Consider the following 15322-nt stretch of genomic DNA (forward strand, 5'->3'; position numbering starts at 1 on the left):
GGCAAGTGGGTCTGCGTCAGTCAGCCGGTGGCGTTTCTTCCGGCCGTGCGAGGAAGGTCATGTCCTGACCGCCAATATCGATCCGCACGACTTCCCGCGTCTCAGGGACGACAAAGATATCATTGGGTGGTTGGCCGCCGCGCTGTTCCAGGCGAATGGTCTCGACCGGGCCGGACGGCGTGTCGATCATGACCCGCTCGACCGCGCTGAGCGTGATGGGCGTCACCGAATTGGTCATCGGCGCAAACCAGTCCAGCGCAATGCTTTCGCCGACCTCAAGGGGCAGAATGGCGGCCAGCATGAAGACACTGGCGCGCAAGACAGTGCCGTCCGGTAGATCCGACTCCAGTGCCTGGCCGGATTCCGGCTGACCGGGCCGGACGATCTCGACGCGCCCCTCGGCCCTGCCGGGCTCAAAGCCATAGTCGAAACGGTAGTAATTCGGTCCCTGGTGGAAGCGGATATGGACGTCATGCGGGTCAAGCTCAGCGCCACCGATCCGCGCCTCGAAGCTTTCATAGATCTCGCGCGAGGCCCACATGGTGCGATCCCAGATGACGATCTCGTCGCCCTCGGCATACCAGCCGAAACGCATGAAACCGTCGACTTCGCCCGCATGGTGCAGATCCAGCTCAATCCCGCCGGATTCAAAAGCGGTGCTATCGATCCGGTCCATCCAGTTCTCAACCGTCTGTGCCTGTACGGCAGCGGTCAGTCCGAACCCGATGGCGGCGGCAAGGCCGAGTGTCCTGATCATGTCATGTCCCCCTTCGACAGGCCCACAGCCTCACCGGGGGGACATGACCACATCATGACACGCGGATTACGTCGCCCTCACCCGCCGAACACAACAATATGCATCAAGCGCCCGGGAACGAAGGCAAGCAGACCCGGAATGACCAATGCCGCGAAGTAAAGGCTCTGGACCCGCTTCCTGTGTGCGCCTTTGGGGGCGCCCCGCCGGACCGAGAAGACCAGGCCGACAAGCCCCGCCAGGGTCAGGGGCACGAAGATATGGATCAGCGAGAAGCCCCCGTCATTGATCTGGCGGATGAAGAAGGCTGACACGGCAGCGGCCAGCATGAGCAATGCCCAGACTATGCCCATCGCCCGGTGCGGCAGTGTGCCCTTGGGGCCGAGCAGCAGGATGGCGCCCACAACCAGAGCAGCCAGCGCCGCCAAGGCATGGATCTGGATCACCGGCGAGACACTGAAGAATATGTTCCAGTTCATCGTGCCCTCCTAAACGCCGCGCCAGCAGCCATGGAAACCCAGCGGGCAGGCATAGGGCAGGCGCCAGCTGGTCACCGGCCCGTCCTCGATATGGCGGGCATTGAAGACATGCAGTTCCGTGGCCCGTTCGCGCTTGTTCAGGGCGGTGTGGACCAGCCAGCCCTCACCTTCCTCGGCGCGATCACCATTCGGGATAAAGAGCGGTTCCTCGACCACGATATCCGTGCCGAAATCGAAACGCTGGGTGGCACCGCTGACCAGGTCGCGCTGGACCAGCTGGGTCGCTCCGCGCATATGGCCATCCGGCCATCCCACATGCCAGGTGAAGCGCCGGGCGAGGCCCGTATAGCGTGGATCCACCTGCGGGAATTCGGCACACACATCGGAGAAGACCGACTGTTCCGCCCGGCCATCGGGATGCAGGGTGATCAAACGCATCCGGCTGATGCTCTGATGCTCCAGCTGCGGTGTTCCCAGCATGACATCGCGGGCATGGCCCGTGGCAATCTCGGCATCATCCGACAGGGCGGCATCGACATGGATCGTGCCGTCGGCATCTTCCCAGGCTCCGCCAACATGGAAGAGGAAGCCGGGCGGCATGTCCCAGGTGCGGCGGCGCGACCAATCGGCCTTGTCGATGGCGACAACACGCATGCCACGACTATCATCCCAACCGAAACTGTCCAGGAAAGGCATTTGCATGCGCTGGAAGGCGAGATTGCCAATCAGGAAGACCAGCGACCGGTCGGTGACGGCAAAATCGTGGATCATGCCGCCGGGAATGTCATCGACCATCTCGGCCCGGCGCAGGGCGCCATCGGCACCGATCTGGTAGAGAACCAGAAGGTCATGCGAGGCGGCCTGACCGAAATTCCACACCGTGCCGTCCGGATCGATTTTGGGGTGGGCCGAGAAGGGCACGCCGCGCAGGCTTTCATGGAAGTCGCGCGATCCGCGGCTTTCCAGGGTTTCCGGATCCAGCCGCCAGGCCGAGCCGCCCTCCCAGAGCGCCATAAGCTCGCCATTCAGCATCATCACCGACGTGTTGGCGGCATTCATGTCGTCCGGTCCGCGCAGACCGATACTGCCAGGCGGGTTGGAGCCGAAGGTGGGCACGAGGAAACGGCCCGCGGCTTCTTCATTCTGCCATTTGCGAGTCCCGACAAAGCGGGCGGTGTGAGACACGTCACGTCCCGGCGTCAGGCGCCAGGCATGGACCATGCCGTCTCCGTCGAACCAGTGCCGGTAGCGCCATTCATTGCGGCTGAACCGGGCCGGCCCGTTGCGATGAAGCACGCCGGCCAGGCCACGGGGCAATCGACCATGCAGCCGGCGTGCAACACCGTCGAAACCTTCCGACGGTGCATCTGTGAAGCCCAGCGTCCAGGGGTCTTCCCGGCTCGCGGCTTCGAAGGCGGCGTAGACCGGATCAACCGGCTGGTTGGCGAGCGCCAGTCCCGGCAGGGCGGCGGCACCACTTCCGGCCGCCATCAGGGACAGAAGATGTCTGCGGTTCAGTGCCATCACGCCCTCCCTATTGCAGGTCCAGCGCGTGGGCATTGCCGCCCGGCGACACGGTGAACACGGCATCCGCCCAGGAGGCCGGGCCAAAATTGCCGCGCGCATTGTTGGAGAAGGCGAAAGGCTCGCTGGGAATGCCCATCAGATTGGTGTCCAACTCGCCATCCCCGTCGACGTCGTGGAACATGCGGATGGCATAGTCCCCCGCAGGCAGGGACGCGAATTCGACGGTAGCGGTCAGTCCCTGCACGACCACGCGGCGGCCCTCCACGGCATCACCGCCATTCCAGCTGGCTTCGTCGGCATAGAGGGCCATCATCACGGCCCCTTCCGGCGTCTGCAGGCCCTCGACCGTCACGGTCAGGCTGGCATCGCTGTCGGCACCCAGGCTCAGCAGGGCCGTCATCAGGGCGGCGGTCATCATTGAGGTCATCATCGATCAACTCCTGTCTTGTCCCGGTCCCGTGACCGGCGTTGAAGACAGGCATGACCAACCCCGCCGCGCGGCGAAACGCAGATTGCGCAAATGGGCTGTCTGGGTTCGCGAATTGCGCTAGGTGTTCATTCGCGCTTCGCGAATGACAGGGCTTCAATGATCGACCGGCTCAAATCCCTGGCCCCCAAGATCGCCGCCATTCTGGCGGTGGGCACATTCCTGACTGTTCTGGCCCCTTATAATACATCGGCCCTGGGTCTGCCCTGGCTGTGGATCTACTGGACCGGGCTGATCGCATTCGGGTTCGGCTGCGGGGAAATCTGCACCTGGACGCTGGAGCGGACCGTGCCGGACTGGCCGCGCTTTGCCCGGGGTCTTGCAGCCTCTTTCATGGTCTCAATTCCGGTCACCGCGGCCGTGGCCTTGATCCAGTTCGTCATGGGCGGCGCATTCCCGCTCTACGTCCTGCCCATGATCTATTTCTTTGTCTGGGTGATTTCTGCGGCGGTGACCGTCGTCACGCTTCTGGTCGAGCAAAGGCAGGATCTGGAAGTCGCGGGCGATGCACAGCCGGGCGCATTGCCGGCGCTGACCGAAAAAATGCCGCACAAACTGCGCCACGCTGCCATTCTCGCCCTGTCGGCGGAAGATCATTATCTGCGAGTGCACACCGAATCCGGCGACTGCCTCATCCTGATGCGCTTGAGTGATGCCATCACCGCCGTGGACGCCCTGGACGGCGCGCGCACACACCGGTCATGGTGGGTGGCCAAGGATGCGGTGGAGCGGGTCAGCCGCGGTGACGGCCGGGCTACGCTTTCGCTTAAAAACGGCATCGAGGCCCCGGTCAGCCGAACCTATGCGCCGAAGCTGCGAGAAGCGGGCTGGTACTGACCTAGTTGGCGATCAAGAGTGCGAGAGGCGCCGACCGCAGGACTTGGGTCGTCTCGTCACGGCTCAGCACGCGTTGCCAGACCGGAGCCCCGAAACTGCCCATCACGAGAAGACCGGCTCCGGCTTCACTTGCCGCGTCGATCAGGCTTTTGGCGATGCTGCGGCCATCGGGCGTCACCATTTGCGTGACCGTATCCACGCCATGCAGGGAGAGGTAATGCGCCAGCGCTGACAGGCTCTTGCTGACCTCCACTCCGTCTTCGCCGGCATGAATGATCCGCACGGTGTCGGCCGCCTGGAGGATTGCCAGGCTTTCCAGAACGGCGCGTGAGGCCTCGAGGGATTCATCCCAGGCGATGGTCACGGTGCTGAAATCGGGCAGACCATCCAGCTCGGCCGGCAGGACCAGGACAGGCCGCCCGGATTCACGCGCCGCAGCTTCGATGACCAGAAGCTGGTTGTAGGCGTCCGGATCAGCCTCGGGCCGGGCTAGGACCAGAAGGTCGCAAAGCCGGCCTTCGACAGCCATCGCTTCGGCGGGGAGCCCGACAAATTCGATGAAGCGGCCTACCACGCCAGATGTGGCCTCATCCGCCAGGGCTTCGAAAGCCTTGTGGGCATTCACACTGGCGGCCGAAGCGGCATCATCCAGCGCCTCTAGCACAGCTTCCATCCCATAGGTCGAAAAAGCCGTGCCCATGAAGTCCGCGCCGCTTGTCGCATTGCGCCGGATGAAGAGGCCGTCAATGGACGCCTTCCAGGCCTTTGCCAGGGGAAGTGTACGCGCCAGGAGATCCTGGTCCGTGTCACCGCCCGTGAGAACCACCACTATCCGCCGGATGCTCATCGAAATCTCCCCGTGACCCGCGCAACAACGCTTGGATCAAGTGTCGGACGATGGACCTGAAATGTCGACCGATAGCTTGTCGCACCCTGATCAGATGAGCGCTTTGCGGTTCTCTTTCCAATCTGCGGCCGTCTGACCCCAGACATCGACCATGATGCCGAAACCCGCCGCTTCGACTTCCTTGCCGGAATTCCGCGATCCCAGCTTGCGGGCCACGCCCTGGCTGGGCGTGTTGTCAGCATGAATGAGATGGATCGTATCGGCCCAGCCCAGCGTGTCGAAGGCCCAGTCCATGGTCGCGCAGGCCGCTTCGACCGCATATCCCTTGCGCCAGCTGGCGCGGTTCAGCGACCAGCCGACTTCCGGCTGCGGCCAGCCATGCGGATACCAGGGTCCGATCCGGCCCAGCCAGATGCCGCTGGATTTCTCGATCACGCTGAAGAAGCCATAGCCGCGCAATTGCCAGTGACCGACAATGCCGCACAGGCTGCGCCAGACCAGGGGCGGCGTCTGGATACCGCCAATGAAGCGCGTGGTTTCCTCATCCGCCATCATTTCGCAAAGCGGTTCAAAATCCGACATGTTGGGCTGGCGCAAAATGAGACGATCCGTCTCCAGCGTGACAGGAAGCATGGTTGAAATCCGGGGTTGGAAGCACTGCAATCGCCCCCATGCTTACACGCATTCTTTATGACTGCCCATGCCGCACGCCCATCCCGGGAGTGGGCTAGGGTGACGCGCCGGACTGATGCCGTGTTCATGGCGTTGGACTTGCAAGGCGAGCGGGTGAAGTGCCGCCTGGAGTGAGTGGATTAAGATGGCCGACAAGCATCACGGCCCCGGAATTGTAACCCTGCTGGTCTATCTGATCGGCGCCGCCAGCCTGACCGGCGGACTGTCCGGCTGGGTGCATGCGAGCGGGGCCTATGCCTGGTTGACCGAACTCAACACGCCCAATTGGGCGCCGGCCTATTCCCTGATCAATATTGTCGGCCTTTTCATGCCGGCCTTCGGCGTGATCGCCCTTTGGATCGTCCAACATTCAGGACGGGATGGCAGCCGGACCTGGGCCAGCCTTCTGGTCCTGCTATTGCTGGCCGGCATGACCAGCCAGATCATCATCTTCTTCAGCCTGCGCGATGTTTCGACCGGATTCGTGATCGCACTCGGCCTTTGGGTCTATGCCCTTCTGGCCAGCCATTTGGTAAGCCGCAGCTCCCGCGCCGCCGGCGTCCTGCTCTGGATGCCACTGGCCTGGCACACCTTCCTGGTGGTCCTGGGCTTCGAACTCATGCGCCTGAACAATGGCAGCGGCCTGGGCCCAGGCTTTACCGGCACTTTCTGAACACTCTCCCAGACACAGAAAAACCGCCAACCCGGAGGCTGGCGGTTTCCTGTTTCAGTATCCGCTTGCGGATCAGGCGAGGGACGGATCCAGGCCCTTGCAGGCCTCGACCAGGCCTTTCACGGCATCGACAGAATTGTCGAACATGGCCTGCTCGTCAGCATTGAGCTCGATCTCGACAACCTTCTCGACACCACCGGCGCCGATGACGACGGGCACGCCGACATAGAGATCGTCTTGGCCGAACTGGCCGGTCAGATGAGCGGCGCACGGCAGGATGCGCTTCTTGTCACGCAGATAGGAAACCGCCATCTCGATGGCACTTTCCGCCGGGGCGTAATAGGCCGAGCCCGTGCCCAGCAGGGCCACGATCTCGCCACCGCCCTTGCGGGTACGGTCGACAATCGCGTCCATCTTCTCATCCGTGGACCAGCCCATTTTGACCATGTCCGGAACCGGGATGCCGGCGATGGTGGAATAGCGCAGCAGCGGCACCATCGTGTCGCCATGGCCGCCCATCACGAAGGCGGTGACGTCTTGGACGGACACGTCGAACTCATCAGCCAGGAAGTGGCGGAAACGGGCCGAGTCCAGCACGCCAGCCATGCCGACGACCTTGTTGTGCGGCAGGCCGGAGAATTGGCGCAGCGCCCAGACCATGGCGTCGAGCGGGTTGGTGATGCAGATCACGAAAGCATTCGGAGCGAACTTGGCGATGCCTTCACCCACGGCCTTCATGACTTTCAGATTGATGCCCAGAAGGTCATCCCGGCTCATGCCCGGCTTGCGCGGCACGCCGGCCGTCACGATGCAGACATCGGCGCCTTCGATCGCGGCATAATCATCGGCACCGGCCAGCTTGCTGTCCTTGCCGAAAACCGGGCTCGCTTCGGCGATGTCCAGGGCCTTGCCCTTGGCGACGCCTTCGGCAATGTCGAACAGGACGACATCGCCCAGTTCTTCGCGCGCCGCGATGTGAGCCAGGGTGCCACCGATCATACCGGAACCGATGAGCGCAATCTTGTTTCGAGCCATGGGAGGAACTCCTTTGGAGACGATGAAAATCTTGCGCGCCGGTCTAGCGCTGCTTCCGCCATTCGGCAAGGCAGTGAAAACGCCGCAGGGCGGGTCTCCGGCTAATTTTGCGGATCAGGCTTGTGTCTCCCGGCTGCGCCCCCAAATGGGGACGGAAGGGAAATCACCATGAGCCAGGCCGACTATCAGCTCGCCGAGATCAATATCGCCCATGCGCGCTATGATATTGACGATCCCCGTTTCCAGCCCTTTGTCGACCTGCTCGACCCTGTGAATGCGATGGCAGAGCGCATGCCGGGCTTCATCTGGCGCAATGCGGAACCAGAGCCTCCCGGGGTGCTGGAAGCCGCCGGCCTGGGCGATCCACGCCTCCTGGTGAATATGAGTGTCTGGCAAGACATCGACAGCCTTGCCCTGTTCGTCTTCAAGACCGCGCATCTCAAAGTCATGAACCGGCGGGCCGAATGGTTCCGGTCGGTCGACACGCCCACCATGGCTCTGTGGTGGGTGAAGGCGGGGCATGTCCCCACGCCCGGCGAAGCGGCGGACAAGCTGGACGCCCTCGCCCGGACCGGCCCAAGCCCGGACGCTTTCACGTTCAAATCCTTGTTCCTGCCTGATAGAAGTGTGGTGGAACTGGATCGCAGCCGGTTCACGCTGGCCTGAACCGGAGGTCGAATGAAAACCTGGATCATTACCCTGTTCGCGGCCCTTGCCGCTTCGTCCGAAGGACAGGCGCAATCGCTGGACCTGGACTGGATGGCTGGTCACTGGCGAAGTTCGGGGTCCGGCCCCATTGTCGAGGAAAGCTGGAGCACGGGCGAGGGCGGGCTGATGCTGGGCTTCAACCGCACTGTCCGGGACGGACGCGCGATAGCGTTCGAATACATGCGGATCGAGACAGCCGCGGATGGCACACGCTATTGCGCCCAGCCGGGCGGCGGCGCGCCCACCTGTTTCAGCCGGGTCAGCCAGGACTGGCAGGAAGTGCGTTTCGAGAATCCCGACCATGATTTCCCGCAAGTGATCGAGTACTGGCGCTCAGGAGATGTCCTGACCGCGCGCATTGCCGATCTGTCCGGAGAGACGGACATGATCTTTCTTTGGCACCGTATCGAGGACTAGGCTTTCGCCGCCCGCTCCGGGCGCTCGGCCGCCAGGTATTCATGCGTGCGCATTTCCATCAGGCGTGAGGCTGTACGCTCGAACTCGAAAGCCCCGTCACCGGCCGGATAAAGATCATCCGGTTCGGCATCGGCACTCATCACCAGCTTGGTGCGGGCCTCGTAGAGGGCATCAATCAGGGTGACAAAACGCTTGGCTTCATTGCGCTTGTCCGGAGACAGGCGCGGCACACGGTCCAGCAGCACGGTGTGAAAACGTTCGGCCACCGCAAGATAGTCTGCCGCCCCCAACGCCCGGGCACAGAGTTCCGGGAAGGTGAAGCGGGCGACGCCCGCCACTTCGCGTTCCACCACCCATTCGCGGCCATTGACCTCGAGCGTGCAGGACTGCGGGGCAGCACCCGACGTCAGACGCTCCCAGGCCTTGTCCATGGCCAGCTCGGCATCGGCATCCAGCGGGCAGTAATAGACCGGGGCCGCCTCCAGCTGGCGCAGGCGGTGGTCGACGCCGCCATCCAGTTCGAACATGTCGAGCCGCGCCTTGAGCAGGTCGATGAAGGGCAGGAAGAGCTGGCGGTTGATGCCATCCTTGTAGAGCGTGTCCGGATAGCGGTTGGACGTGGCCACGACGACAACGCCCTCAGCAAACAGGTGTTCGAACAGGCGGCCCAGGATCATGGCATCGGCAATGTCGGTAACCTGGAATTCGTCAAAAGCCAGAAGGCGCGCCTCGCTGGCCAGGCCCCGCGCGACGGGCGGGATCGGATCATCGCCGGCACCTTTGACATAATTGGGCTGGCGGCGGCGTTCCGACTTGCTGAGATGACGCCAGCGATTGATGCGGGCATGGGCGTCCTGCATGAATTCGTGGAAATGCGCCCTGCGGCGCTCGCGCACGGGCGCGGTCTCGATGAAGAGATCCATCAGCATGGATTTTCCACGCCCGACCCCGCCCCAGAGATAGAGGCCCTTGGGCGCCGGTTTCGGCTTGCCGAACAGGCTCTTCGCACCGGGTTTCCAGCCCTGCAGGCGTTCCGACAGATCCGTCAGCGCCTGTGCCGCCCGCTCCTGGTCCGGATCGGGGTTCAGGCTGCCCGCGTCCACGCGCTGGCGCCAGAGTTCAAGCGGCGTTGTCATGGTGCCAAGGCTTGGATGTTGCGCCCGCGAAGGTCAATGCCCGTCTGCGCACGGGAACACACGGGATCGCGATCGGGGCGGCCTGCAAGACACGCCGCCCCGGCCCGCTAGTGAACCGCCTCGAGCGTTTCCACCCAGGCCTCGATCGCTTCAGTCGACAGATCCCGGCCGCTATAGGCGATGTCCGGTACATAGGTCTCGCCCGAGGCACGCGGCCGGCCGCGATAGACCTTGATGGGCAAGCCCAGGCGGGCGTGACCGGACGGCAGATCTAGCTGGCGCAGCTCCATATAGGCACTGTCGGCATAGGTCTCACCGCCAATATGCGTCACGCCTTCCAGGTTGAGCATGCGGTCCGCGAAGTCCAGACAGGCACTGCCGCAACTGCCATTGGTCAGAAAGAACACGTCAGCCGAAACCGGATTGTCAGCTTCCGGTGCCGGATCCTCCGCATCCCTGACCTCATGGTAGAAATCCTGTCCGGCTTCCCGCGCCGCCAGCATGCCGGCGAGGACCTCACGGAAATAGGTTTCAGCATCCGGCATGTTCTGGTCGATGGTGAGCTGGATGATGTATTCGGCATGGGCGATGTTTTCGTCGGAAATGCGATAATCGACACCGCTGGACGCTGCCGGGCGCCGGTATTGGGCATAGGCCTCACCCCAAACGGCGGCAACCATTTGGTCGCCCCAGTCACTGCTGCCGCCATTATTGCCGCGCACATCGAAGACGAGGCGGTCGGCCTGGCGCAATTCCGGGGCTCGCTCGGCCAGCTCGGCGATCATGGACTGCATGCGCTCGAGGTCATCACCGCGCGGCCCGAAGGTGGGCGCTCCGATCCAGAACCCGTTTTCGCCAAAGGGCCGGATGCCGAACTCGGCGGTATCGCCGCGGCGCAAGGGCCGGGCCATGTCATACCAGGCATCCCCATCGATCGGCGTCCATTCCAGCGAAATCTGCTGGCGCGCGCCGTCGAGGTCGAGCTCGCAAGTCTCCGGACGTTCGACGAAGGGATTGCCGCGATCGATGAACGTCTGGGGTGCCCGGTTCTGCCAATCGGCATTGAGGGCCGGCTGGGCAAAGAAGTCGAACACGCGGTGCCACATCCATTCGTCAGGCGTACGACCGTCACAGGACAGGATGTCGGCCCCGTCCACATTCTGCAAAGCGTCAGTGCGGGCATTGAGACGCCACTGACCTGCCGTGCGCGTGGCAATGAAGCCGGGCCATTCCATGCCGGAGGCGCCCCGGTCGACCTGGACCCCGTAATGCCCGTCGCGATAGGCGGAAGCATAGGCATAAAGCGCGTGCGCAAACCCGGCCTGGTCTTCGACCCGAGCAGCCAGGTCAAGTCCGCGCTCGAGCGCGGCCTGGCCATTGATCGCAAAGTCCGGATTTTCCGCATCAACCGGACCGGGATGGTGGGCCTGTGTGGCCGCATGCATGGCGCGGATATCCGCTTCGGCCAGCGCAGACCAATCGGGTTGTTCGGATTGCACGGCCACCAGCGTCGCGGCGGCCATGGTCAGGATCGACATCATGTCTTCAAGTCCCCACTTGAATGCGTCCCCCAACGCGCGCGCATGTGAGCACAGCCTCGCCGCCCGGTCACCCGGCAAGATGAAGGTTTAAGCTTTTGACAATCTGGCCGTAGGCTTGCGTCAGCCGGCCGGCCAATGCTGGGCGAGCACACCGGTCAGGCCCGCAAGCACGCAGAGGCCCGCGATGACCAACAGGCCGGGACGCCGGACGTCACGCATGCACGGCCTCCAGCGCCGCACGCATCCCGTCGGGCAAGGAAACCGGTCGGCGGGTGTCCCGGTCGACATAGACGTGGACGAAATGCCCCTGCGCCGCCGGCTCCTCCTCACCCTCTTTGAAAAGGCCGATCTCATAGCGCACCGAGGAATTGCCGATCCGCGAGACACGCACACCGGCCTGAACCAGTTCCGGATAGGCCAGCGCCGCAAAGTAATTGCAGCCGGTTTCCACAACGAGGCCGATCACACCGCCCGCGTGGATATCCAGACCCGCCTCCTCGATCAGGAAGCAGTTCACCGCCGTGTCGAAGAAGCCGTAATAGGCGGCATTATTGACGTGACCATAGATGTCATTGTCGGCCCAGCGCGTCGGCAGATCCCGAAAACGCGGATAGTCGGATCGCAGGCGTTTCTCGATCACAGCACGGCCTCGTAGCAGGCCTTGGCGGCATCCAGCGTCATCTCGCGCGGATTATTGACGAGCAGGCGCTGCACCTTCATCGCATCTTCGGCCAGGCGCGGCAGGTCATTATGGCTGACGCCCACCTGGGTGAGGCGGGTCTCGATCTTCACGGCGTCAGCGATCCGCTCCATCTCCGCGATCAGGGCATCGGCACAGGGCGAGGCCAGTCCGATATGCGCGGCCAGTTCGGTGTAGAGGGGCTCTGCGACCTGGGCGTTGTAGCGCAGGACCGGCGGCAGCATGAGGGAATTGGAAAGTCCGTGCGGCACGTGGAATATCCCGCCGAGCGGATAAGCCAGCGCATGCACGGCACCGACCGGCGCATTGGCAAAGGCCTGTCCCGTCAGCAGGGCGCCCAGCAGCATGTCCTCACGTGCTTCGACATCCTTGCCATTCGTGCAGGCCCGCTCGATCGCACCATGCAGCTTCTTCAGACCGGCCAGGGCCAGCGCGTCGGACACCGGGTTCTTGTGGATTTTCGAGGTATAGGCCTCAATGCCGTGGACCATGGCGTCAATCCCGGTCGCCGCCGTGACATGACGCGGCAGACCCAGCGTCAGTTCAGCGTCCAGCACGGCCATGTCGCCATAAAGGACCGGGTCATTGACCCCCATCTTGGACGTCTCACCTACAGTGACGACAGAAATCGGCGTGACCTCGGACCCCGTTCCGGCCGTGGTGGGGATCAGGATGAGCGGCAGGCGTTCTCCCTTCACCTGGTCCACGCCATACATGTCCGCCAGCTTCTGGTCCGTGCCGAGCAAAAGCGCCACCAGCTTGGCCGTATCCATGGACGAACCGCCGCCGAAACCGATCACCAGCTGCGCCCCGAATTCACGGGCTTCCTCGACGGCCGCAAGCACCATGTCTTCCGGCGGGTCCGCGACCACGCTGTCATTGATGGCGACGGTGAGCCCGGCCGCTTCCAGCCCGGCGACAGCGCCATCGAGAAGACCAAAGGAACGAACACCCTTGTCCGTCACGATCAGGATCCGGTCCTTGTCGCCGATCAGCGGCGCTGCGATGCGCGCCAAGTGCGCGGCCGAGCCGGCGCCGGCATGAATATGAGGAACGGTGCGGAAGTCGAAGGTCGCCATTGGGCAAGCCCCAAATTACAGTTAACGGTATGGTCACCAAGACTCATCGTCTTCCTGCAGCGGCCAGTTGGCAACCGGTTTGGCAGGAAAAAACTCATACGTCATTGATTCAAAACATGCGGCGAATTTTCATAGAAGACAGGGTTTGTGGTTAACCCCAAAGCCGCCAACTGCTCATTTACAAATACTGGCGAACGCCGTTCGCAAAAATTATTCTGCTCTGAGTAATAGCAATAATTGAAGTGTATGGGTGTTTGAGTATGGCGGTACGGGTAGACCTGACCGCCGATGGCCGGATCGTCGAGATCGTGGCCAACGGCAGTGTCACACGACGCGAAACGGGCTGGGCAGTGGAACGGGCCCGCGAGGTCGCGAAAGAGAAGGGTCTTCGCTGCCTTCTGGCTGATTGCATCCAGGTCGAACCGCAGGTCTCACCGACCCTGACCAGCGAAATGCTGGAGAATTCCGTCTTTGCCTTCGACCCGAGCATTCGTGTGGCCTACGTCTATTCTGGACGCTGGCCTGACGATTATCGCGACACCGTTCTGGACAGTCTTGTCGACGTTTTGCCGGTCAATATCCGCACGTTCGACAAGCGGGACGACGCTCTGGAATGGCTGGGGGATTATTGCGGCAGCGCGGCCTGACCCCCTCTCAGGCCCATCGCAAGAGAAACCCCCGGGTCGCTTTCGGCCCGGGGGTTTTTTCTGCGCTATTGCATGGTGGGGATGACGAAGGCCTGATCCCCGATATCACCGGTGGGCCAGCGCTGGGTCACCGTCTTGATCTTGGTGAAGAAGCGGATCCCGTCCGTGCCGTACTGGTTGGTGTCGGTGAAGGCCGACCGCTTCCAGCCCCCGAAGGAGTGATAGGCCACCGGCACCGGGATCGGCACATTGATACCGACCATGCCAACCTGGACCTTTTTGGCAAACTCACGCGCCGCCAGACCGTTGCGGGTGAAGATCGCAACGCCATTGCCATACTGGTGCTCGGACGGCAGATGGGCCGCCTCGTCCAGGCTATCCGCACGCACGACCTGCAGGACCGGGCCGAAAATCTCTTCCTGGTAGGAGGACATGGAAGGCTTCACATTGTCGAACAGGCTCGGCCCGATGAAATACCCGCCTTCATGGCCCTGCAGCTGGAAGCCGCGGCCATCGAGCAGAAGGTCCGCGCCTTCATCGACGCCTTTCTGGATCCAGTTTTCAATCGAGGCCTTGTGGGCCGCGGACACGACCGGGCCGTAATGCGCCTCACCATCGGTGGAGATGCCGACATTCAGCTTGGCAGCCTCTTCCTTCATGCGGGCAACGAATTCGTCCGCCGTGTCCTTGCCGACCGGTACGGCCACCGGCAGGGCCATGCAGCGTTCGCCGGCCGAACCATAGGCGGCGCCGAGGAAGTCGGTGACGACCTGGTCCATGTCCGCATCCGGCATGATGATGCCGTGGTTCTTGGCACCGCCCATGGCCTGGAAACGCTTGCCCTGCTGGGCGCAGGTCTGGGCGATGTAGTGGGCGATATTGGAGGAACCGACGAAGGAAACGGCCTTGATATCGTCATTGTGCAGCAGGGCGTCGACCGCACTCTTGTCGCCATGAACGACCTGGAGAATGCCTTCGGGCAGGCCGGCTTCAATCATCAGCTCGGCCAGACGCACCGGGACGGACGGGTCCTTTTCCGACGGTTTCAGGATCATGGCATTGCCGGTGGCCAGCGCCATGCCCATGAACCACATCGGGATCATGGCCGGGAAGTTGAAGGGCGAGATGCCGGCGACCACGCCCAGCGGCTGACGCATGGAATAGACATCAATGCCCGGGCCGGCGCTCTCGGTATATTCACCCTTCATCAGGTGCGGCACGCCGCAGGCAAACTCGATCACTTCCAGGCCGCGAATGAGATCACCCTTGGCGTCGGCAATGACCTTGCCGTGCTCGGAGGAGAGGAGATGGGCCAGCTCGTCCATCTCGGCTTCCACGAGGTTCTTGTAGGTCATCAGGATGCGGGCCCGGCGCTGCGGGTTCATCGCAGCCCATGCGGGTTGGGCAGCCTTGGCAGAAGCTACGGCACGCGCCACTTCGTCATCCGTCGCGAACGCGACCCGGGCCTGAACCTCACCCGTATTCGGGTTGAACACGTCGCCGAAACGCTCAGACGTGCCGGGCTGGGCCTTGCCGTCGATGAAATGATGGATGTCACGCGTCATGTCTTGTCACTCCCGGTGGAAATCTTGGAACGGTCTTGCGCCGATTGCCTCGCGGCTGACTTAGTATGTGCAGCCCGGCCTGTCGAGGCGTGAGAAACGCTGTCCGCAGACCCGTGAAATTCACCGGCTGCACTTTTTTCGCATTCTCTCCGGCGGAATGCCGGACACAGCCCGTTTAGAGAAGGTCGCCCGCACCGGCACAAGAGGAGTTTTGACCG

The 15322-nt window shown here is 62.9% G+C and carries 17 protein-coding genes; 5 read left to right on the forward strand and 12 right to left on the reverse strand.

Annotation, left to right across the window (positions count from 1 at the left end):
- Positions 1-16: 16 nt before the first annotated feature.
- The 4 genes from I0K07_RS01750 to I0K07_RS01765 form a co-directional block, all read right to left on the reverse strand.
- Complete coding sequence (locus I0K07_RS01750; protein WP_203290940.1) at positions 17-757, reverse strand: DUF3108 domain-containing protein; 741 nt, start codon at positions 755-757, stop codon at positions 17-19.
- 77 nt (positions 758-834) lie between these two features.
- Positions 835-1233, reverse strand: coding sequence for a DUF2306 domain-containing protein (locus I0K07_RS01755; protein WP_203290941.1), 399 nt, complete (start codon positions 1231-1233; stop codon positions 835-837).
- Positions 1234-1242: 9 nt separating this feature from the next.
- On the reverse strand, positions 1243-2757 hold the full coding sequence (locus I0K07_RS01760) for a carotenoid oxygenase family protein (protein WP_203290942.1): 1515 nt from the start codon (positions 2755-2757) through the stop codon (positions 1243-1245).
- A 10-nt stretch (positions 2758-2767) separates the two neighbouring features.
- Positions 2768-3190, reverse strand: coding sequence for a DUF2141 domain-containing protein (locus I0K07_RS01765; protein WP_203290943.1), 423 nt, complete (start codon positions 3188-3190; stop codon positions 2768-2770).
- Between the two features lie 156 nt (positions 3191-3346).
- On the opposite strand from I0K07_RS01765, the gene I0K07_RS01770 reads away from it, so the two are divergent.
- Complete coding sequence (locus I0K07_RS01770; RefSeq protein WP_203290944.1) at positions 3347-4084, forward strand: LytTR family DNA-binding domain-containing protein; 738 nt, start codon at positions 3347-3349, stop codon at positions 4082-4084.
- 1 nt (position 4085) lies between these two features.
- On the opposite strand, the gene I0K07_RS01775 is transcribed toward I0K07_RS01770, so the two are convergent.
- Positions 4086-4931 (reverse strand): universal stress protein, encoded by an 846-nt coding sequence (locus I0K07_RS01775; RefSeq protein WP_203290945.1) that lies wholly within the window; start codon positions 4929-4931, stop codon positions 4086-4088.
- A 90-nt stretch (positions 4932-5021) separates the two neighbouring features.
- Positions 5022-5564 (reverse strand): GNAT family N-acetyltransferase, encoded by a 543-nt coding sequence (locus I0K07_RS01780; RefSeq protein ID WP_203290946.1) that lies wholly within the window; start codon positions 5562-5564, stop codon positions 5022-5024.
- 184 nt (positions 5565-5748) lie between these two features.
- Here I0K07_RS01780 and I0K07_RS01785 point away from each other — a divergent pair, with 184 nt between their 5' ends.
- Complete coding sequence (locus I0K07_RS01785) at positions 5749-6276, forward strand: TspO/MBR family protein (RefSeq protein ID WP_203290947.1); 528 nt, start codon at positions 5749-5751, stop codon at positions 6274-6276.
- A gap of 72 nt (positions 6277-6348) precedes the next feature.
- Here I0K07_RS01785 and mdh read toward each other — a convergent pair whose 3' ends face one another.
- On the reverse strand, positions 6349-7311 hold the full coding sequence (gene mdh, locus I0K07_RS01790) for a malate dehydrogenase (protein ID WP_203290948.1): 963 nt from the start codon (positions 7309-7311) through the stop codon (positions 6349-6351).
- 168 nt (positions 7312-7479) lie between these two features.
- Between mdh and I0K07_RS01795 the strand changes: the two genes are divergently transcribed.
- Complete coding sequence (locus I0K07_RS01795; RefSeq protein ID WP_203290949.1) at positions 7480-7977, forward strand: DUF3291 domain-containing protein; 498 nt, start codon at positions 7480-7482, stop codon at positions 7975-7977.
- A 12-nt stretch (positions 7978-7989) separates the two neighbouring features.
- Positions 7990-8436 carry a DUF6265 family protein gene (locus I0K07_RS01800; RefSeq protein ID WP_203290950.1) on the forward strand — a complete coding sequence of 149 codons (447 nt, stop codon included), beginning with the start codon at positions 7990-7992 and terminating at the stop codon, positions 8434-8436.
- On the opposite strand, the gene zapE is transcribed toward I0K07_RS01800, so the two are convergent.
- From zapE to I0K07_RS01820, 4 genes are all read right to left on the reverse strand, one after another.
- On the reverse strand, positions 8433-9572 hold the full coding sequence (zapE, locus tag I0K07_RS01805) for a cell division protein ZapE (RefSeq protein WP_203290951.1): 1140 nt from the start codon (positions 9570-9572) through the stop codon (positions 8433-8435). The two genes, I0K07_RS01800 and zapE, sit on opposite strands and share 4 nt — an antisense overlap.
- Before the next feature lie 107 nt (positions 9573-9679).
- Positions 9680-11113, reverse strand: a complete 1434-nt coding sequence (locus tag I0K07_RS01810) for a S41 family peptidase (protein ID WP_203290952.1) — start codon at positions 11111-11113, stop codon at positions 9680-9682.
- 211 nt (positions 11114-11324) lie between these two features.
- Positions 11325-11753, reverse strand: a complete 429-nt coding sequence (locus I0K07_RS01815) for a thioesterase family protein (protein WP_203290953.1) — start codon at positions 11751-11753, stop codon at positions 11325-11327.
- Positions 11750-12892: an iron-containing alcohol dehydrogenase gene (locus tag I0K07_RS01820; protein WP_203290954.1), complete on the reverse strand. Its 1143-nt coding sequence runs from the start codon at positions 12890-12892 to the stop codon at positions 11750-11752. The genes I0K07_RS01815 and I0K07_RS01820 overlap by 4 nt, the downstream gene beginning before the upstream one ends.
- 260 nt (positions 12893-13152) lie before the next feature.
- Here I0K07_RS01820 and I0K07_RS01825 point away from each other — a divergent pair, with 260 nt between their 5' ends.
- The gene (locus tag I0K07_RS01825; protein WP_203290955.1) at positions 13153-13539 is read left to right on the forward strand and encodes a hypothetical protein; all 387 of its coding nucleotides are present in this window, start codon (positions 13153-13155) and stop codon (positions 13537-13539) included.
- Between the two features lie 65 nt (positions 13540-13604).
- Here I0K07_RS01825 and I0K07_RS01830 read toward each other — a convergent pair whose 3' ends face one another.
- Complete coding sequence (locus tag I0K07_RS01830; protein ID WP_203290956.1) at positions 13605-15104, reverse strand: CoA-acylating methylmalonate-semialdehyde dehydrogenase; 1500 nt, start codon at positions 15102-15104, stop codon at positions 13605-13607.
- Between the last annotated feature and the right edge of the window lie 218 nt (positions 15105-15322).

The organism is Maricaulis parjimensis, assembly GCF_016817355.1.
GTDB lineage: Bacteria > Pseudomonadota > Alphaproteobacteria > Caulobacterales > Maricaulaceae > Maricaulis > Maricaulis parjimensis.